Here is a 21,215-nt window from a genome sequence, read left to right as displayed (position 1 = left end):
AGCCGGTTATTTGCCGGCTTTCATATCTGGTGTAAAAGATGCGTTCTTGTAACTAACCTGTTTCCAGGCTTCCCGCTGGGCAAGACGGTCCTGTGTTTGGGCACAGCTAACTCCTTGCTCTTTCAGGTACTTGTTTCCGCTAACGTGCGTATTTGGAAATTTTCCGCCCTTCTTCACTAACATGGTAATGGCCATTCCGAGCATTCCAATTGCCACTAATGCAACCGCCATCAAAATAACTTTTAAAACTTCCATTTTCTTTCCTAGATTTTAGAATGCAAAATTACTCTTTTGAAATAAAATAATCCCCAACGAAATAACTATTTTAACGATGAATTGTTCTGGTTCGTCTAAAACTTAACAATTCTTCTCTTAAGGCTTTTTAATTTTAGGGAAACAAAAAACAACAACATCATGGAAAAACATGTAAATCTACTGGCAGCACTGCAAATCGGCTTGCGCCTGCTCGGGTTGGTTGTAGCAGGAGTTCTATTTGCTCTGCTTCACTTTATCGGCGATTTTACCGGGGAACACGAAGCGCAAATGGTTTTATCGATTATCGCCAATGTAATGATCGTATTTGCAACCGTATTGAGCCTGCCGGGAATTGTCGCCGGTATCGGCCTGTTTCGGAAAAAAGAATGGGCGCGCATCCTGACACTAATCCTTTCGGTTTTTGACCTGGTGAGTTTTCCCGTGGGGACCGCGATTGGTGTTTATTCAATTTGGGTGCTGAGTAACCCGGAAACCGTGGAGCTTTTCAAAAACTCCTGATGCGTGAAAACACAAAGCTACGGTCAACAACTTCCGGCTTAAAACCGTTCTTTCGGATATGGTTCAGTACGAAATTAAAGTAAACGGAAGAGTGCAGGGAGTTGGCTTCCGGTATTTCACCAAAAAGCAAGCCGATATTCTTGGACTAAAAGGATGGGTGAAGAACGCCCCCGACGGTTCGGTGCTTGTACTGGTGCAGGGACACCCAACAGACGTCGATACTTTTACCGATTATCTCCGGATTGGGCCTACACGCTCTCATGTTTCCGGCCTGCACAAACTAGAAATGCAGGTCGTAAGTGTTTTTTCTGAATTTACCATCCGCTATTGATACAGGCGAAAAAGCTCACCTCAAATTTTGCAAAGCTCAAAAATAGGTTCCCACATTAATTGATATCTTTACGGGTATCAATAAAAACATGTAACCTTGAAAGAAACGAGCTTCCATATGACTCCCGGACAATTTCGGGAAGAAGGCAAAAAGATCATTGACTGGATTGCCGACTATTACGAAAACATTGAAAAATATCCTGTTCTTTCACAGGTAAAACCAGGAGAAATTCTTTCCTCCCTCCCGGAAAATCCACCCTTGCATGGCGAGCCAATGAGCGCAATGATGAAGGATTTGGATGAAAAAATTATGCCCGGAATTACGCATTGGCAATCGCCTCATTTTTATGCATACTTTCCGTCCAACACTTCTTTCCCGTCCATTTTGGGAGACCTGGTTTCATCGGGACTGGGCGTACAGGGAATGATCTGGGCCACCAGCCCGGCTGCCACCGAAGTGGAAACCCGGGTGCTCGACTGGCTGGCACAGGCAATGGGAATGCCCGAAAAATTTATGTCAGGTTCAACAGGCGGCGGCGTTATTCAGGATACTGCATCCACATCGGCATTAACAGCTGTGATTGCAGCACGCGAACGCGCCACAAAATTTGAATCAAATGAAACAGGAGTGCGCCAGAAACAAGTAGCTTATATTTCCACACAAACACACTCTTCACTCGAAAAAGCCATAAAAATGGCGGGTATTGGCAAAGCCAACCTTCGCTTGATTGAGGTGGATGACCAATTTGCCATGCGCCCCGAACTTCTTGATGCGCAAATTCAAAAAGACAAAAAGGCCGGACTCCTCCCCTTCTTTGTTTGCGGTGCGCTAGGAACAACTTCTTCGAACGCCATAGATCCACTCCGGAAAATCGGGGAAATAGCCCAAAGGGAAAACTGCTGGTTTCATATTGATGGTGCCATGTCGGGAACAGCCATGCTTTGCCCCGAATTCAGGCATTTTATGGATGGAGTGGAACTTGCCGACAGTTTTGTTTTCAACCCGCACAAATGGATGTTCACCAATTTTGATTGCGATGTGTTTTGGGTAGGCAACCGCAACGAACTGATCAACACCTTTTCCATTCTGCCCGAATATTTGAAAAACAAAGCCACCGAATCGGGGGCGGTTTTTGATTACCGCGATTGGCATGTTCAACTGGGACGCCGCTTCCGTTCGCTGAAACTATGGTTTGTGATCCGTCATTACGGTATTGAAGGTTTGCAATTCCATATTCGCAAACATGTGGAACTGTCTGAGAAATTCACTCAATGGATCAAAGAATCAGACGACTTTGAATTATTTGTTGAACCACCGCTGAACCTGGTTTGCTTCCGTCATAAAAAAGGCGACGATTTCAATATGAAGTTGATGAACACCATCAATGAAAAGGGAAAAATATTTTTCACCCACACCAAATTAAACAACCAGGTGGTTCTGCGAATGAGTATCGGGCAAACCCACACTGAGCTCCAGCATGTTGAGGAGGCCTGGAACATTATTTCGGATACAGCCCGGAAATTAGCCTGATTTTAAAACACGATGAACAAGTACAAAGGGAAATTTTTCCAAATTCCTAAAAGTGTAATTATTACATTTATCTAAAATTTGCTACATTCGTAATCAAACTTAAATCGATAAAACATGGCAGATTTTAAACAGATGGAAATTTGGTTCGTCACTGGAAGTCAACATTTATACGGTCCAAAAACATTGCAGCAAGTTGACGAAGATTCTTCAAAAATTGTTGATGGTTTAAACGCCTCGGGAAAAATTCCGGTTCCGGTTATTTTTAAACCGGTGGTGAAAACACCCGATGAGATTCTGGATATTTGCGTACAGGCCAGTGCCGATAAAAACTGCATTGGTATCATCACCTGGATGCACACTTTCTCTCCGGCCAAAATGTGGATTGGAGGACTGAAAGCACTCAGCAAACCATACATGCACCTTCATACGCAGTTCAACCGCGATCTTCCGTGGAGTGACATCGACATGGATTATATGAACCTGCACCAAAGTGCCCACGGCGGGCGTGAATACGGTTTTATTAACGCCCGGATGCGCAAAAACCGCAAAGTAGTGGTGGGGCACTGGGCCGATCCAAAAGTTCAGGACCAGGTGGCCATGTGGTGCAGAACTGCCACTGGCTGGGCCGATTCGCAAGCGCTGAGAGTGGCCCGTTTTGGTGACAACATGCGCGAAGTAGCCGTAACTGAAGGCGACAAAGTGGAAGCTCAGATCAAATTCGGATGGCAAATCAGTGCTTTCGGCGTAGGCGATCTAGTTGCTTATATCGAACAAGTTACCGATGCTGAAGTGAACGAACTGTACAAAGAATACGAAGCACAATACGAAGTGGCTGAAAACTGCAAGCCCGGCAGAGAATTTCATGAAAATGTAAGGGTTCAGGCGCGTTACGAAATTGCCTTAAAACGTTTTATGAAAGATGGTAATTTTAAGGCGTTCACCACCAACTTCGAAAACCTGACAGGACTGAGCCAGTTGCCCGGCCTCGCTTCTCAGCGTTTAATGGAAGCCGGTTACGGTTTTGGTGCCGAAGGCGACTGGAAGCAGGCGGCCTTACTTCGCATTGTAAAAACCATGTCGGCCGGAATGAAAGGCGGAAGCTCTTTTATGGAAGACTATACCTACCACATGGATTCGGCAAACGAAGCAGTGTTGGGCGCCCACATGCTGGAGATTTGCCCTACGATAGCCGCTAAAAAACCACGTTTGGAAGTTCAACCTTTGGGAATCGGTGGCAAAGATGCGCCGGCCCGCCTGATCTTTGAAAGCGCCACCGGCGATGCGTTGAACGTTACCATGATCGATATGGGAAACCGTTTCCGGCTGATTGCAAATACACTTGAGGTAATTGAACCTCTGGGAAAAATGCCCAAATTACCGGTGGCTTCCGCATTCTGGAAACCGGCGCCGAACCTGGCCGACGGGGCTGCAGCCTGGATTTATGCGGGCGGCACTCACCACTCGGTATTCACGCTGGCATTAACACCCGATTTTATTGAAACGTTTGCAGAATATGCCGACGTAGAATATGTAATCATCGATAAAAACACAAAAGTTCCGGAACTCAAAAAAGAACTAAAATGGAATGAAGTGTATTACCTGCTGGCAAAAGGAATTTAATTACCCCTGACAAACAATTGGTTTAAGTTTCCATAGATAAAGTAGTTCTACCCGGTGAAGCCCGTTTTCGCCGGGTATTTTTCAGAATATCAAAGAAAGTGCTGAATTATTTGGGAACAGTTTTAAAAGTTGTGGAGTACGAGTAAATTTACGGCTAGGCTTCATTTAATGCGTTTAGCTCTTCTTTACCCTATCTCTTATCTTTCCCTACCTTGCAGGGAAAGACGATTGGATAGCAATGTAAAAATGCTTTATATTTATCTTCCAATTCATCCTTGGGAAACAGCTCTCAGTTCAAATTATTCAGAACGTAAAACCACCGGCTGATCATCCGTCCATTCCCGAACTACCCTCTATACACATCTTTTGGCTGGGATTTGAAGAAAATACGAATGATTTTCAATAAGAAACATGGAATAAAGAATAAGAAATCAAAAAATATTGGCTCAAATTATTCCGTTTGCAACACTTTCTTTTATTCTTTATTCCTTATTATTTATTTCTTATTTTCTAGCTTTTTCAAAATTCATATTTGTGTATAAACAGTAGATTCTCGGAGGGAAGGATTAGAGGAAGGGTCAAATTCATTCTCCCTGCCTAGCGCTGTACTACACTCGACACATAATAAAACTGTCCGGCTATTTGCCGGCTACTTCTTTCTGATAGTATTTACAGATTTCAGTTAAGCCGCACTTTTCGCATTTTGGTTTTCGGGCCACACAGGTGTAACGCCCGTGCAGGATAAGCCAGTGATGCGCTTTGGGGACCAACTCTTCGGGAATGTATTTCATCAACTGTATCTCGGTAGCCAACGGAGTCTTTGCATTAGTGCTTAAACCAATTCGCGCTGCTACCCGAAATACATGCGTATCCACGGCCAAAGCGGGTTTGTTGTAAACCACCGAAGCAATCACGTTGGCGGTTTTACGCCCTACCCCCGGCAGTTTTTGAAGATCATCCACATCGCTTGGCACTTCCCCATCATACAATTCGATAAGTTTCTGAGCCATTCCCACCAAATGCTTTGCCTTGTTATTGGGGTACGAACAACTTCTGATGTAATCAAAAACTTCGGCAACCTCGGCCTCTGCCATTTTGTAAGGAGTTGGAAAACGCTTGAGTAAATCGGGTGTGATTTGGTTCACACGCTTGTCGGTACACTGGGCCGACAGTATCACTGCTACAATCAATTCGAATGGATTTTGGTAATCCAGTTCGGTTTCTGCAATCGGCATCGTTTCCTCAAAATAGGCAATCACACGGTCGAATAACTCTTTTTTTCGCATTCTTAAAATGTTTTTTCAAAAATAATTTAATTTTTTTTCTTTCCGTCTGTAACAATTTTGCTTGTACATTGTCTTATTGAGTGTATTTCTTAAGTATCATTTCTCCCCTTTATAGAAGTGGTTTTAAGCAAATAATTAAACAGACGTATAAAAAGCCGGTGATGACCGGCTTTTTTTGTTTTGATATCGTTATCAAAACCCGGTAGTGAATAAAAAATCAATTCTAAATGTATCAGAATACTTTTATTCCGTCGCAGAAGTTATATTTTTGTTTCAAACTCGGAAGGAAAGGTGTTGATGGCTAGAAAAAAGATTTATTTCGTGGTAATAGTTTCAGTACTTCTGATTCTAACATTTACGGTGCATTCGTTTGTAAAGCAACCCGTTAATATAAAAACAGAAGAACTGGAAGAACCGGAACCCGTTTATAATCCGGTTGTTGAAATACAATCTACGCTTGATCGGTTCGACAGTATTCTATCTGAAAATATAAAACAATCGGGAACTGTTGGCGCTGCCGCCGTTGTTACGTACAAAGGCCGGATTGCCTTATTAAAATGTTACGGTGTTCGAAAAGCGGGCACAAAAGATCCGGTAGATAAAAACACGATTTTCCGTCTGGCTTCTGTCTCCAAATCCATTACCGGTGTTTTAGCGGGTATTCTTGACGATGAGAACCTGGTTAAACTCGATGACAAAGTAGCCGATTATATTCCCGGATTTTCCTTACATGATCCGCATTGTGCACAAGAGCTTACCGTCAGGCATTTATTAAGCCACACCACAGGACTGGTGCCCCATGCCTACGACTTAATGGTGGAAGACCATGTTCCGCTTGTAAAAATTATTGAACGCTTACCAGAAGTTCCGTTAACAGCAGCACCCGGCGAAATATATGGCTACCAAAATGTGATGTACAGTCTTTACGACCCGGTTGCTTCGGCCAAAACCAAGCAAAGTTTTGACCACCTCATGCGTGAAAAAGTTTTTGTTCCTTTTCAGATGCAGGATGCCTCTACCGGTTTTGAAGCCTTTAAGGAAAACGAGAACAAAGCTTATCCTCATCAAAATGTGGGGAACCGCCATTTTAAGGCCTTGAAACTAAACGACCGGTATTATTCCACAGCACCTGCGGCGGGAGTAAATGCAAGCATTTCCGACCTGGGACAGTTGCTGGCAAATCTTACCGATCCTGACTCAAAAGTTATTTCGGACAAAGTCCGCGAAACCATATTAACACCACTCGTAAAATCGCCCTTGAATCGTGGTTATTTCCGCAGTTGGGGAAAAGGAGTTCAATCCAAACAATATTCCATTGGCTGGAGAATTGTCGATTACAAAGGACGAAAAGTGGCCTACCACGGTGGTTATGTTTCCGGCTACAAGGCAGAAATGGCCTATTGCGAAGATGAAGAAATCGGTATTGCACTTCTTACCAATTCGCCGGTGAGCGAAAGTGCACAGAACATTCCGGACTTTCTGAACCTTATTTTTGCCGAAAAAGAAAGAATCGCAATGGAAAATTCTTCGGCCAAAAACATTGACGATAAATCGTAACACACTTCATGAAACCATTTTTACAGGGAGAAAACCTATCGAAACGCTGGGGAGAACTTTTGCTTTTCGAAAATATATCGTTTACCGTATTTGAAGGGCAAAAGGTGGCCCTTATCGCCAAAAACGGCACTGGAAAATCAACACTGCTGGACCTTCTGGCAGGAAAAGAATCGCCCGACGAAGGCACGATTACGCTTACCAACGATGTGCGAATCGGGTATTTCGAACAGATACCGGCTCTGAATCCCAATCATACCGTTATTGAAGAGATTTTCGAAACCGACAACGAGAAAATCAATGCCATAAAAGCCTTTGAGCTGGCACTGGCCAAAAATAACCAGGAAGAAATTGCCGCCATTTCATCAAAACTGGATGAACTGGGTGCGTGGTCCATCGAAGTAGAGATAAAACAAATACTCACCCAGCTGAAAGTTAATTTCCTCGAACAAAAAGTTTCGCAGCTTTCAGGCGGACAAAAAAAGCGGCTGGCACTGGCAAAAGTGCTGATCAATCAACCCGACCTACTGATCCTGGATGAGCCCACCAACCACCTCGATCTGGAAATGATCGAATGGCTGGAAGCCTACCTCGAAAAAACAAAATCGACCCTTCTGATGGTTACGCACGACCGCTATTTTCTTGACCGCGTGTGTAACGAGATCATCGAAATGGAAGACAACCAGATTTATCGCTACCAGGGGAACTACTCCTATTTTCTGGAAAAAAGAGAGGAACGGGTTCAGATGCAACAAGCCACAGTTGCCAAAGCCAAGAACCTGCTTCGCACCGAAATTGAATGGATGCGCCGTATGCCACAGGCCCGCAGTCACAAAGCCAAATACCGTATCAATGCTTTTTACGACCTGCAAGACAAAGCCTCGCATAATTTCCGCGACAACAAAGTGGAAATGAACGTACAATCGGCCCGCCTGGGGAAAAAAATTGTTGAACTGGAGCATGTTTCAAAGTCATTTCCCGGAGTAAAGCTGATCGAGGATTTTACCTATAAGTTTCAGCGTTTCGAGAAAGTGGGCATTATTGGCAACAACGGTACCGGAAAGTCAACCTTTCTGAATTTGCTGACACAAACACTCACTCCCGATACCGGCACGATTGATATTGGCCCAACCATCAAATTTGGGTATTACCGCCAGGACGGAATTGACTTCGATCCAAAGGAAAAGGTAATTGAGGCTGTTCAGAAAATTGCCGAATTCATTCACTTTGAAGACGGTACAAAAATGAGCGCCACACAAATGCTCACCCGCTTTTTGTTTCCACCTGAAACACAATACAACTACATTGAAAAATTGAGTGGAGGCGAACAGCGACGGCTGTATTTATGTACCGTTTTGATGCAAAACCCCAACTTTCTGATCCTCGACGAGCCAACCAACGATCTGGATATTATCACCCTGAATGTGCTCGAAGATTACCTGAAAGCATTTGCGGGTTGTGTAGTGGTAGTTTCGCACGACCGTTTTTTTATGGATAAAATCGTAGACCATCTTTTTGTTTTTGAAGGCGAAGGAACGGTCAGCGATTTCCCGGGGAATTACACCATTTACCGCAATAAGGTAGAGGAAGACCAGGAAAGAGAACAGGCGAAGGCAAAGGCTCAGAATCAGGCACAGGAAAAGGTTCAGGCAAAGGTAAAGACGGAAGAAAAGGGCCAGGGCAAACGCAAACTTACGTTCAACGAAAAGCGCGAATTTGAACAGCTTGAAAAGGACATCCCGGCACTGGAACAGCAAAAGGAAGAACTGGAGGAGGCCATGAATTCGGGCAGTCTTCCACACGATGAACTATACGAGAAATCGCTGGAACTGGACAAGATAAAAACCCTTCTCGATGAAAAAGAAATGAGGTGGCTGGAGTTAAGTGAGTTGGTGTAAAATTCCGTCTACGATACAAATTTTAATTTCTATTTTGACATTTCCTATTAATTTGTCTGTCAATTTTTTGCAAAAGACAAATCTGTATGCCTTAATTCTATTGCTCCCGAAGCAGGTTCACCCCTTCCCCTGAACTTCTTTTGTGCCACCGACCGGGTTTATCTCTCCCCGGCAATTTTTTAACCCCACCAACAGTTTTTAGCCTCCCCCGGACAATTTTTTCTGCTCACCGGGCATGGTCAAGCTTTCCCTGGCAATTTCTCCCTTCGCCTAAGTTTTATCAATATATCCGAAAAGATTAAACACTGAAAAGAGAATGGTTTTCCTTAAAATCGGCGACAACTATTTCTCTAAAATTAAAATAGCATTAGCCACTTCTCTTTCTCCTTCATGATCGAACTTTTTGTTATCCGACGGGTGATTGACAACCCCGTGAAATGGTTGCTCACATATAACCATTGTTGACGAGCCACCGCCGTCAAGGTTTAAGGCATCCACACAGCCGAGCCAACGCATAATCTTTTGCATTTCATTCAGATTCATTCCATTTGCATCGTTTGAGCGGCCATCGACCACCACAAACAATACAGAACCATCGGCCCGCACGCCAATCGCCGTGCGGGGATGACGTTTACCGCAGAACGAATCGTCAGGTATACTGTTTTCAGTACCTTCACTCACAAGCATAGGCCCTGATGTAATGATGTTCTTTGCCCGGATACTGTGCTCCCAGTTGCTGATGGTAGTATCAACCTTAAAAATTGAAATATCCTTCTTCCCGAAAGCAAGTGCTCCGCGCGGATAACGCTTTACATGCGATGACTTCGCATAATTCTCAGCAATCAGTTTGCCGTCAATTTTCAGATAAGTTTGTGAACGGTTGCGATTGATATTTGCCGGAGAAGTGTGAGGGACAGCTGTTAATTCAGGATGATTATCCGGATCTTTTCCCCTCATTTCAAAATAGGATCCGTTAATTCCGGCGATCGCATGGCTTTTTGAAGCCAGCTGCGAACTTAACTCCAGTGAATCACTATATGCAATACTTAGCTTTACCTTTTTCCGTTTTGCGGGTAATTCCAGTACACTGATGTTTTGATTACTTTGGAATAATTCTCCATGGTTAAAATGATAAGTTATCCATTTTACTTCCGGATGAACAACTTCCGTTTGCCACTTAGCCGATACAAAGATCAGTGAGTCGCTCTGGGCATTTGCTACGACCGTAATTACAAAAACTAAGAAGAGGATGAAAGTACTTTTTTTCATTTGTATTCTAATCTGATAATTTCACCATCCATTGTAGATGCCAGTAATTGACTGTTCCCCAAGGGATATATGGGGTTGATCAGCGCATTGGAAAGCTTTCGTATCCAAATTATTTGCCCACTATTCCGGTCGAGCGCATAAATACACCCATTATCGCATGGCACAAAAACTACTCCCTCTTTTTCGACAGCCGACGCAGGATCAAGTTCGAAACCAAATTCACAATTCACGGCCCATTCCAGCTTACACTCATTTGCTGCTGTTGAAAGTGCGACCACCGAATCCCTCATGGTTTTCACATAAATAAGTGATTTATCTTCCGATATCCCTATCGACTCTCGGCCCTCATATTGGTTCGAGCGCCAAATCTGCTTTCCTGAAACAGCATCAAATGCCGTTGTATAGCGTTCCGGATCAACAATAAAAATTTTTCCATGAGCAGACACGGGAGTACAGGCCGCGGGAGAGTATAGCTGTCCTTTCATCGATTTCCATTGCCAATCGATTGTACCATCCACTTTGTTCAGTGCATAAAAATAACCGCCCCAGGTTCCAAAATAAATATGTATATCATCCACCAGCGGCTGCGTTTCAATAAAGCCCTGCAAGGTCGTATTCTCCCAAATCAGTGTTCCATCCGCAAGTGATAAGGCCGACATTTTTCCTTCAGAACTTCCCATATAAACCACTTCCTCATCGATTACAGGAGATGCTACAATCGGTTTTGACGTCACAACTTTCCATATCAGTTTTCCGCTTGATGCTTCCAGACAATACACGCTTCCGTCAGTAGATGCGGTTACAAGCATTTTATTTGAGTAAGCCGGTGTTGAGAATATCTTTCCTGCTGTTTGGTATTTCCATAATAAATTACCGGAGTTGATATTCAATGCTACAATTTCTCCCCGGGTATTGGTATAAAAACAAAAACTATCGGTAACTGCCATTCCTGAAACAATATCACTGCTATCCTGCAAGCTCCACAGTTCTTTTACCTCGGGATATTTTTGATTTATATCATAAGAAGGACGAGGATATGATTCATCGTCCGCCACAGGATTTTTCAGGCTTATACGATTCCATATTTCATGCGTCTCTACTCCGGGAGTCCGCTCAGCAAAAAAAATTGAATCGCTTTTTATAGTTACCAGGTTGTACCCACCTGTTTCATCTTTCCCTCTGACGTTAGCACGCCCCATAACCCCGGGAATACCTTCGAAATTCAGTAGCTGGTTTTTATGTCCGTGTCCACACAAGATCGCTTGCGTATTTCCTTTTTTGAGGATGTCGATTATTTTATACCAATTGGCCAATGTTTCATTTATTGGATAATGGTTTAAGTAAATAACTGGTTCTCCGGCTGTTTTTGCCATTACCGAATCCAACCAAAGTACTTCGCTATACGGGACCATTCCCGGTCCCATGCGCATTTCGGGACCACTTCCGCAACCAATAAAATGATATTTACCGTATTTAAACTCAAAATGTTCTGTTCCGAATATCCTTTTAAAGCTGCTACATCCGCTTTCGCTCCATTTGGTATCATGATTTCCGGGAAGAATATACCATTTCTTATTCAGCTTATCCAGAATTGACTTTGCCTGCTGTAATTCTTCGTCTGCTCCAAAGTTGGCAATATCCCCTGTAACAACTACAAAGTCGACATCTTTCATCGAATTTATATCGTCTACCGTATTCTTCAGATCCTCGTCACATTTATCACGCCCAATATGAACATCCGTTACAAATGCAAAACGAATTTCGTCGTTTGTTTTGCAAGCAATGCAAAATAAAACGCAGAAAATAAGGATAATCGTTCTCCCTGTATTATTCATAATAAACTCTTTTAAAATTAATTGAACTCCACTTATCACTTCAATTCCACGGTACTACTTATCGGTAAATGATCAGAAAATTGCACATTATGCGTCTTAGCGTCGGTTGCAATCCACCGATCTTTCGGATAGCAAAAAATATAGTCAATGGTCTTCTTTGGATCGTTTGCAGGAATTGTAGGTTCTAAATTCGAGGCTATTTTCCAGGCTCTCATTCCTTCTTTAATCTCTTTTGAATCAGGCTGTGCATTAAAGTCACCACATAAAATTACCGGATTGGTTTTCTTTTGCAGAACTTCGTTCAGTGAATCCACCTGTACCTGCCTTTCGAGCGTATTTGTATAATCCAGATGCGTACAGGCAAAAGTTATGTACTGCTGCTTTTGAAGTTCAACCTCAGCAACCAGAAGTGCACGTTGTTCTTTACCATTTTCGGTTTTAGGCAGGAAAATGCGTTCGATTGAAGCCATAGGATATTTGGATAAAATTCCAATTCCGTAGTATCCTCCCGCATAGTCGATGGTTTTGCCATAAGCCGAAAGCATGCCCGTGCGAAAACCAAGTTCGGTGGCAAAATCCTTACCATGCTGTTTGGGTGCGCGCTCACGGTAAGTTCGGCAATCCACTTCCTGCAAGGCAACAATATCGGGATCCTGCGCCTTGATAAAGGCAGCCAGTTCTTCCAGCGATGCCAATTCTCCAAACCGAAGATTGTAACAAAGTATTTTGAGTTTTACAGGTGCTTGTTCTTCCTGCGCCTTTGCTTCCGGTAAAACAAGAAAGAACTGAATGTAAACAAGAAAGAAAAAGATAAACTTAGTATTCATAATTATAACTTTTCAATTTTTAAATCGATACAGGATATACCATCTGTTCCGACAGCAGTTTCCTTGTACTCGTCGAGTTTCCATTTCGGATTGGTTAGTAAAAACAAAAATTGAGTAGTGTTTCCCCCTGAACTTTCCATGGTTTCGAAACGATAAGTTTTTCCCGAAAATTCAGTTTTCAGTTTGTTTTGAAGTGATTTTGCCGCAAACCCAATCAACACTGTTTTATCGTCCAGATTCGCTTTTATTGCAGCATTTCCAGTTGCCAGCTGTGTTTCATTTTCGAAAGTTATTGATGAAAAGTTCATGCTGGTACCACCGGTTACCGTTAACGGAACCGAAACATAGCAACAACCATCACTCGTTGGAATGCTTTTCATTTCAGTAATGGTTTGCCCAACCAGAATACCGGAACCTTCTATTTGTGCACCGGCATAGCGCGTCCATGCGAAAACAGGTATTTTTACGGTCTCTTCAGCAATCGTAACCATTGGATTTTTTATTTCAGTTGAGCTAATCGTTGCATCGACCCGATGAAGAAGGACAACTGAATTTTGCTTACTGCGAATCTGACTTATTACCGCAGCGTAATCGTTCGCCTTAAAAAGCTTTTCATTATTAAAACGCGAATAAGCCTGAATTGAAATGCTATTGTTTGTTCCAGTATCGGGTTCAGGTAAAGAATCTTCCTCTTTCCCGCAAGAAATAAAAGACCAAAAACCGATCAACAACAAGAGCAGAATATTTATTTTTTTCATTTTCACCATCATTGAAATTCAACTTCTGCTACAATTGGGCAATGATCCGATATTCCTGTCTTCTCAATAACCTGATAGCTAATTGTTGAACATTTTTCTTTTGGGTACCCAAACAGGTAATCAATCTTTTTCGTTGGAATATCAGGGCTAGTTGGATCATCGTTACAAAACCGTTTCCATTGCTGCATACCATTAGCGATGGTTCCTTCTTCGGGTCTTGTATTGAAATCGCCCCCAACTATGGTTGGCATATCGTCTTTCAAAAGAAAATCATTCATGGCTTGGGCCATCACTGCACTTATCGCATCGCTGGAATGATCTAGATGTGTACTGGCAAACCGTACGTTCTGACCTGTAGGAAGACGAACTTCAGTAATCAGAACAGCTCTTTGCTCTTTATCCGAAGGGGTTGGCAGAGGTTCCGTTTTTACCTGCAAAAAGGGATATTTCGAAAGCACCGCCAAGCCGTACTCTCCGCCCTTGTAATAAATTGTTCTTCCGAAAACAGGAAACATCCCCAATTCGGCCGCCAGTTTTGTAGTAAAATCAATCCCCGTATTTCGACTTGTCATGTAATCGAGCTCCTGTAACGCGATAATATCAGGCTGGTATTGCCTGATCAGGTCAGCAAAAGGAATAACCGAGTACTGGGTTAGTTCTCCCGACCTGCAAACATTGAAACTCATTATCTTTAACCGAAAAGGATTTGACTGTGCCATGCCTTGGTGAGACACAGTCAGAATGCAACAAAAAATGAGCAAGAGATTTATTTTAAACCGCGTTAACTTTCCACTTTTTCCCATTTTGTGTGAATTTAATTTGCTTTTTGTGTGTTTATGTGCGACAACTCAGTGAAACTCTGTAGTCCAATACTTCTATTGGACCACAGAGTAACACAGAGAAAACTTATAAAGTCACGATCGTTTTTGGACGATTCCGGGACTAATTCCCATCGTTTGTGGCACCATTTTCCCAACCTGCATTCTGCGTAAGCTGGGGGTTTTTATTTAATGCACTTACCGGAATAGGGTAAAAATACTGCTTGGGTCCCCATACTTTCTTTGAGTCGTTATTGGTAAACCAGGCAAGATAATAGCCTGTGCCATCGCCGGCAGCATGTACCTGAATAACACTTGCAGTAGGATCTGTACTCACTTTTACTTTATAGGGATTTGCATTATTCGAAAGAGCCATTGCAGCTTCAAGTCCGGCATCGTCAGTATAGTAAATTACGTCGTCGGTACCGTTATGATCTACATCAAGCGGCTTATTAATCCCGGAAATGTACATCCCGGTCCAGCTGTTTTTAAACAAATCACCAGCTTTCCAGCGAAGTAAGTCATCAAACCGGAATCCTTCAAATATTAGTTCGATGGCTCTTTCACGGCGAATCTCCATGATCACCGGGTCGGTAATGTTCGGAAAGTAAGTTTCCTGCATGTATGGATCAAGCACCGTTGGTTTTTGGGTAAGACCTCCTGTTATACCCGCACGTGCTCTAAGTTTTCCGATGGTAGCAGCCCAGTCGGCATCGGAAAGTGTTCCTTGTTCTGCTTTTGCTTCCGCATAATTAAGTAATACTTCACCAAAGCGAACTAGTTGAATCGCGTGGGTACTCTCGCTCTGAGTATCGCCAATCGTTGCATCGACACAAAGTTTAATTGGCTGGTAACCTATACGGGCATAACCATTGTAAACCGGCAAAGTCAGCACTCCTTCACGTTTGTACCCCGGATAACGAAGCGTTGCATTTAAACGGGAATCACGATTCTGAAATTCTTCATAAAAATCCTCATACTGCCATCCTGGGCGGCTGGTATAAGGAGTTCCGTCGGATTGCAAATAAGTGCAGAGAAAAGAACGAATTATATTTAATCCCGTTCCGAAAGTTTCAGAAGTCCAGCGCCAGTTAGCGTTGTGTTTTATACCTAAAGAAGCACTTGATGCAATAGCCAGCATAGTTTCTGATGTAGGAGGGTTATCGCTGGTAAACAAAGCACGGTAATTGCTGGTCAGTGATTTTCCTGATTGTTCCATCACAACACTTGCAGCATCTTCAGCCCTTTTCAACCAAACTGCAGCTGAAGTGGTCAGATTCAGGTTGTGGTATTTGCGGAACGTACCTTCGAAAAGACATACGCGTGAAGCAAATGCATAAGCAACCCACTTCGTAATCATAGTACATTGCGTGGCATCAGTTGTTCTGCTGATATTCTCGGCGGCAAACATTAGATCTTCGTATACTTTTTCCATTACCAACTCACGTGAATCGCGGGCAGCATATAGAATATCTTCTTCTCCCGGGCTTAACGGATGATCTACCCACGGGACGTCACCAAATCTTTGTACCATACCATAATAGAACCAAGCACGGAAAAAGCGTGCAAGCCCAATATAGTTATTCCGAACACTTTCCGGAATATCAGGATCGGTACAATTTTCAATAAAATAATTGACATTACGTAAATTAGACCAACTCCATCCTGATGAATTATTTTCGCTGTATGCATTCAGCAAAGTGAACCCACTAAGTGTACTGGTAGCCCCAAAATCAACCAATGATTGTTCAACAATTGCCTGATCAGATGCATTGGGAAACATATCGTAAAATGACATCGAATATGCATTCAATCCTTCTTCGGACCCGAATATGGCGTCTTTATCGGTTGTAGTAATAGCCGGTTCGTCCATTTCGCAACCGCTATTAAAAAGTACGATTGCTAATATTATTAATATATACTTTTTCATATTCTTCTGTTTTTTTTAATTAGTAGGTAAGCGAAACACCAAACGAGATTGCTTTTAGCAACGGGTAACTGTTTCCATCCCCTTGATTGTAGCTGCTATTCAAATCTGAATCGGTTCCGCCAGTTGCAGATGACACATCCATAAAATTTTTGGCCACTTTATACAACGGCGACCAACTGGCCAAATTTTCTCCACTGAAATAAACCCGAGCTTCTTTCATTGCGATTTTTGATATCCAGCTTTTAGGCAAAGAATAACCAATTTGCAAGTTCTTCAGCCTTAAATAAGATATCCTCTGCAGATAGCGATCGTTAGGTACATGACCCGATCCCCAGGAAAGTGCTCCGTTGTACTGTGAATATCTTGGAAGATATGCATCACGGTTATCTTCAGTCCAGTAGTTGCCAAGGTGCCATGCAGGCATTTGATTGTATCCCCGGTTGTACTGTCCCCAAAATGCAGTCTCTCTTCCCGGATACCAGTCTTGCCTGCCTACACCTGAGAAAAGCGCAGAAAAGAAAAATCCGTTCCAATCGGCACTCAGATTAAAACTGTATTGATAACGAGGCTCAGAATTACCAATAATGGTAAGGTCACCCGGATTATCAACCGTTTGCTCTCCTTGTGTAATCATGTTATCGGCACTGCCATCGAGGTTCCTAATTTTAAGATCACCTGCGCGCCACACAGCATCAGCAGAACTATTAAAAATGGTGTTGATGTATTCACTCGGATCAGGATCTTCCTGGAACAAACCATCAGTTCTGAAGCCCCAAATATCACCAACTGTTTGTCCTTCGTAATAATCAGTGATCTTTTTGGTTGGATTGTTAAACTTGTCGATTGTTGATACATAATCGTACAGAGAACCGCGTATCTGATAGTTGAAAGGTTTGTTGGCCAGGTTGAACTTATCCTGCCAAGTCAATGTAATCTCGAATCCGTTTGTGGTCATATCTGCATAATTCCCTTTTGGAGATGTGGCACCAAAAATATCGGGCAAGGTTGGGCCAGCTACATACATATCAGTTGTTTTCCTGACATAGTAGTCTCCGCTGAAACGGAGTTTACCCTTCAGCATCCCCAAATCAAGACCAAAGTCGGTTGTTGTAGCTATTTCCCATGTAAGCCCATCTGGAATAGGAGATGGCGCACTCGTCTTTTTGTTCAAAGCACCGTCAAGTACACGCCCCGAAGTGCCGATACTCAACAACTCAAGAAACTGGTAAGGAGAAATATTTCCATTCCCCAGAGAACCGTATGACGCACGGAATTTGATATCCGATAAAATACTTTCATTCACATTCCAGAAAGGTTCTTCCGAAAGTCTCCATCCTCCCGAAACGGACGGGAAGAAACCCCATTGTTGATCAGTAGGGAACCTGGATGAACCATCATAGCGTCCGTTTACTTCCACCAAATAACGATCGAGGTAACCATAGTTTACCCGGAAGAATGTTCCGGCAGTTTTCCATCGGGTAACACTTGCTCCCGGAGTAATGGAGGTACCTGTTGCCAACTGAACACTTTCAGCACTTTCAAGTAGCAACTGATTACGTTGAATACTATTGGCTTTATATGACGATGTTTCGTAGTTCCATCCAGCCATTGCTTTTACGTAATGCTTGTCAACAAAGGTATTTTCGTATTCGGCGTAAAGGTTGGATGCCTTGTATAGTGTGTGCCCCATCCACTCATAAATGATACCATTGGTATCGCCAAGATATTTTGGACTGGTAGCATTTTCATTTTGGTAATACGGAATTTTTACCCTTTTCCAAAAGAAATCACGACCATCGTAGCGGAAGGTAAAATCTCCATTTACACGAAGTTTATTCCCGAAAAAATTAGTATTAAGAGATACCGTATTTTTGAATAGATTTCGTTTGTTATTCTGGTAGTTATTTCCGTCAACAAAGCCACCTAGACTTGAAGCTCCGCCTCGGGTATAGGTTCCGTCGGGGTTATACATTGGCATGCTTGGAAAAGCACTTACCTCAATGTAACGCTGAATGTTTGCACTTCGTCCCAATGCAGAAAAAGGCATGTGATAGAAATCGTTGGCATATTCCATATTATTGGAAAGACGCAGCCACTGATAGGCCTGTAATGATCCTTTTGCCCGAAGGTTATAAGAACGATAAGTATCCGGATCAAAATTATACATGCCACCAAAGTCGTATAAGCGACCAGAAATATAAAAATCTGATTTATCGTTGCCTCCGGAAATCGTCAGATTATGATCCTGGGTAAATGTCTGATCTTTAAAAAGCAAATCCATCCAATCGGTATTGCTATAGTATTCATAATCTCCATTGGGCAATATTTCTGTTTTCGGACCTTCACCCGAGGCTTTCCATGCCTTCAACCTTTCCAGCCACTCATCGCTGTATGCTTGTGTGTTGTTGTTGATTGAAGTTGGCACAGTTCCCTGTCGATTATAATAGGATGCTCTGAAATGTTCTACCCAGGTAACAGCATCAGTAACAAAATCAGGCTTCTGTGCTAAGGATTGAATGGAATAATTGCCGGTATAATTAATTTTCGTCTTGCCCTTCTGTGGTTTTTTGGTTGTAATCAGCACCACACCAAACGAACCTCTGGCTCCGTAAATGGCAGCCGAAGCAGCATCCTTCAACACGCTGACACTCTCAATGTCGTTCGGGTTCAATAAGGAAGGATTACCCTCTACACCATCAATCAGAACCAGCGCACTTCCCCCCTGGCCAATTGATGTTTTACCGCGTACATTGTAGGAAGCTGAACGAGTAGGCTTTCCGTCTTCCAATGAGATATTCAGATTCGGGATAACCCCTTGCAGGGCCTGTGTTGTGTTCGAAGTTGAACGATTTTCAAAAGCTTCGCTCCCCACAGCTTCAACGGCACCAGTTAAATTCACCTTTTTCTGGGTACCATATCCAACAACAATAACTTCCTCAAGTTCAGAACTCTCCTCAACCAACAACACATTCAAGTTTGATTGTGTCCCAATCTCAACTTCCTGCGTTCTCATTCCAATAAATGAAAAAACCAACACTTTGACATCAACAGGTACATCGATGGTGTAGTTACCATCAAAATCTGAGGTAACACCTACTGATGTACCTTTTATAACGATAGAAGCTCCGGGTAGTGGCTGACCTGAGGAATCGGTTATTTTACCTTTTATGGTTTTTACCTCTTGTTCAATTACCGCCGGCTTTTCTTCTTTCGCATCTTTAACAACAATTACCTCGTTGATTACCTTGAATTGCAACATTTGCTGGTTAGCAATATCCTGCAAGGTTTCTTTAAAATTCTCCTTTCCGGGATTGATCGTTACCCGGCTGTTTTCGTCAATTTCCTTTTCAATATAAAAGAAACGAAACGTGGAATTTTGTTCCACCTCATCGAAGAATTCTTTTAAGGTACACGATCTTGTCTCGAGGTCCAATTTCATCCGCTCGATGCTCTGGCTTCTTCCTGTTGCAGTGGCCAAAACAGTCCCCGCAAATACCAATTGTAGTAATATGGCATAGAATGACATAATTAAGTACTTTCCAATAATTGTTTTTTTCATAATTTTGAATTGTGTAATTAATGCTTCAATATTTAATTGTACAATTTGTCCTTGTGGGATTTGAGAAACTGATCCTTTCTCAAATTCCCGGGACTTTTTTTTGCATCCGGTTTGGATGCTGTCAGGATTAGGATTTATCTCATATGTAATTCAGTTTTCTTATTATTTGTAACAGTTATTTTTTTGTCCTCAAGTATCTCGTATGATAACTCAGTCCCCACCTCAATGGCCGTAATAATTGTCAGGAAAGAAGCGTCATCAAAGCTTGCGTTTATTTTGATGCCTGAAACATCGAGTTCTCCGGTCTCGAAACTTACACCATACCGATATTCCAATTGCCGGTACACTTCGGGGAGAGGCGTATTCTTAAACCTGAAGGTTTTATTTTTCCAGCCCAATTGCTCATCAAAATCAAAAGCACTTTTTACATATTCCCGCGTTTCTCGGTTAAAGGCGACCATTTTCCCCGGTTCAAGAAAAACATTTTCACCTTTGGCCTGACAAACCTTAACTTTACCTTCCACTAAAGCCACCGACAGGTTAGTGGCATCAGGATAGGCATCTACATTGAAAGTTGTTCCCAGTACCTCTACCTGGTAATCACCCATATTTACAATAAATGGTCGTTTAGTATCTTTCGCAATTTCACAATAAGCTTCGCCCGTCAAATAAACTTCCCTTTTTGATTTCGAGAAATGCTCCTCAAAACGAAGCCTTGAGCCGCCATTTAACCGAATAAAAGAACCATCGGGCAAATCAACATTTAAATTCTCCCCGGGTTTGGTGCTGAATTCAAGGTAGGCCAGTTCCACCGAAACAGAAGATTGATCAGCCCTTTGATTAAAAAATACCACACTTGAAATCCCTAGTAATACCAAGGCAACGGCAGCTACTTTATACACGTTCCTGAATCGGTTGACCGACCGCTTTTTGTCGGCTTCTCCCATCCTAAATTCCGGCTCCTGTTTTTGAATTCCGGAAATTATTTTCTCGCGTGTCCGGGTGTAATTAAATTCAGGTGTGTTGCTATAGTTTTCTTTTTGATCAACAATCCTTTTAAACTCATCGTAAAGTGCCTTGTTCTGATCCGATTTTAGAATAAGTTCGAGGCGGTCTAATTCATCTTTTGTAATTGTTCCGGATTCTTTCTTTGCAAATAATTCGTATAATTCTTCTCGCTTCATTTTAAATGCTTTATGGTATGACACAGCAAACCGAAAATTTTC

Annotated in this window: 16 protein-coding genes; 6 read left to right on the top strand and 10 right to left on the bottom strand. The window is 42.6% G+C overall.

All coding sequences use genetic code 11. The features are described 5' to 3' along the window. Positions 1-6: 6 nt before the first annotated feature. Positions 7-231, bottom strand: a complete 225-nt coding sequence (locus tag D1614_RS01245) for a hypothetical protein (protein ID WP_206609887.1) — start codon at positions 229-231, stop codon at positions 7-9. A 183-nt stretch (positions 232-414) separates the two neighbouring features. Here D1614_RS01245 and D1614_RS01240 point away from each other — a divergent pair, with 183 nt between their 5' ends. The 4 genes from D1614_RS01240 (at position 415) to araA (ending at position 4,255) form a co-directional block, all read left to right on the top strand. Beyond that, positions 415-774 carry a hypothetical protein gene (locus D1614_RS01240; protein WP_119436060.1) on the top strand — a complete coding sequence of 120 codons (360 nt, stop codon included), beginning with the start codon at positions 415-417 and terminating at the stop codon, positions 772-774. A 58-nt stretch (positions 775-832) separates the two neighbouring features. Next, entirely contained in the window at positions 833-1,105 is a 273-nt protein-coding gene (locus tag D1614_RS01235; RefSeq protein WP_119436059.1) for an acylphosphatase, read from the top strand. A 96-nt stretch (positions 1,106-1,201) separates the two neighbouring features. Beyond that, the gene (locus D1614_RS01230; RefSeq protein WP_206609886.1) at positions 1,202-2,635 is read left to right on the top strand and encodes a pyridoxal-dependent decarboxylase; all 1,434 of its coding nucleotides are present in this window, start codon (positions 1,202-1,204) and stop codon (positions 2,633-2,635) included. A gap of 114 nt (positions 2,636-2,749) precedes the next feature. Next, positions 2,750-4,255: an L-arabinose isomerase gene (gene araA, locus D1614_RS01225; protein ID WP_119436058.1), complete on the top strand. Its 1,506-nt coding sequence runs from the start codon at positions 2,750-2,752 to the stop codon at positions 4,253-4,255. Positions 4,256-4,893: 638 nt separating this feature from the next. On the opposite strand, the gene nth is transcribed toward araA, so the two are convergent. Continuing rightward, positions 4,894-5,541, bottom strand: coding sequence for an endonuclease III (gene nth, locus D1614_RS01220; RefSeq protein WP_119436057.1), 648 nt, complete (start codon positions 5,539-5,541; stop codon positions 4,894-4,896). Positions 5,542-5,838: 297 nt separating this feature from the next. Here nth and D1614_RS01215 point away from each other — a divergent pair, with 297 nt between their 5' ends. Then, the gene (locus D1614_RS01215; protein WP_119436056.1) at positions 5,839-7,098 is read left to right on the top strand and encodes a serine hydrolase domain-containing protein; all 1,260 of its coding nucleotides are present in this window, start codon (positions 5,839-5,841) and stop codon (positions 7,096-7,098) included. Between the two features lie 8 nt (positions 7,099-7,106). Next, positions 7,107-8,993 carry an ABC-F family ATP-binding cassette domain-containing protein gene (locus D1614_RS01210; RefSeq protein WP_119436055.1) on the top strand — a complete coding sequence of 629 codons (1,887 nt, stop codon included), beginning with the start codon at positions 7,107-7,109 and terminating at the stop codon, positions 8,991-8,993. A 342-nt stretch (positions 8,994-9,335) separates the two neighbouring features. Here the strand turns inward: D1614_RS01210 and D1614_RS01205 are convergent, their stop codons facing one another. The 8 genes from D1614_RS01205 to D1614_RS01170 form a co-directional block, all read right to left on the bottom strand. Beyond that, positions 9,336-10,262: a phosphodiester glycosidase family protein gene (locus D1614_RS01205; RefSeq protein ID WP_119436054.1), complete on the bottom strand. Its 927-nt coding sequence runs from the start codon at positions 10,260-10,262 to the stop codon at positions 9,336-9,338. Continuing rightward, complete coding sequence (locus tag D1614_RS01200) at positions 10,259-12,097, bottom strand: outer membrane protein assembly factor BamB family protein (protein WP_119436053.1); 1,839 nt, start codon at positions 12,095-12,097, stop codon at positions 10,259-10,261. Before D1614_RS01200 ends, D1614_RS01205 begins: the two co-directional genes overlap by 4 nt. Before the next feature lie 35 nt (positions 12,098-12,132). After that, positions 12,133-12,924: an endonuclease/exonuclease/phosphatase family protein gene (locus tag D1614_RS01195; protein ID WP_119436052.1), complete on the bottom strand. Its 792-nt coding sequence runs from the start codon at positions 12,922-12,924 to the stop codon at positions 12,133-12,135. A 2-nt stretch (positions 12,925-12,926) separates the two neighbouring features. Then, positions 12,927-13,682, bottom strand: a complete 756-nt coding sequence (locus D1614_RS01190) for a hypothetical protein (protein ID WP_147383960.1) — start codon at positions 13,680-13,682, stop codon at positions 12,927-12,929. A gap of 8 nt (positions 13,683-13,690) precedes the next feature. After that, positions 13,691-14,368, bottom strand: coding sequence for an endonuclease/exonuclease/phosphatase family protein (locus tag D1614_RS01185; protein WP_206609885.1), 678 nt, complete (start codon positions 14,366-14,368; stop codon positions 13,691-13,693). A gap of 256 nt (positions 14,369-14,624) precedes the next feature. After that, on the bottom strand, positions 14,625-16,430 hold the full coding sequence (locus D1614_RS01180) for a RagB/SusD family nutrient uptake outer membrane protein (RefSeq protein ID WP_119436049.1): 1,806 nt from the start codon (positions 16,428-16,430) through the stop codon (positions 14,625-14,627). A 19-nt stretch (positions 16,431-16,449) separates the two neighbouring features. Continuing rightward, entirely contained in the window at positions 16,450-19,989 is a 3,540-nt protein-coding gene (locus D1614_RS01175) for a SusC/RagA family TonB-linked outer membrane protein (protein WP_206609884.1), read from the bottom strand. Positions 19,990-20,123: 134 nt separating this feature from the next. Then, positions 20,124-21,173 (bottom strand): FecR family protein, encoded by a 1,050-nt coding sequence (locus D1614_RS01170; protein WP_119436048.1) that lies wholly within the window; start codon positions 21,171-21,173, stop codon positions 20,124-20,126. Positions 21,174-21,215 lie beyond the last annotated feature (42 nt).

Source organism: Maribellus luteus (assembly GCF_003576475.1).
GTDB classification, from domain to species: Bacteria; Bacteroidota; Bacteroidia; order Bacteroidales; family Prolixibacteraceae; genus Draconibacterium; species Draconibacterium luteum.
The sequence above is the reverse complement of the archived record's forward strand: the minus strand, read 5'-3'. Positions and strand labels throughout refer to the sequence as shown.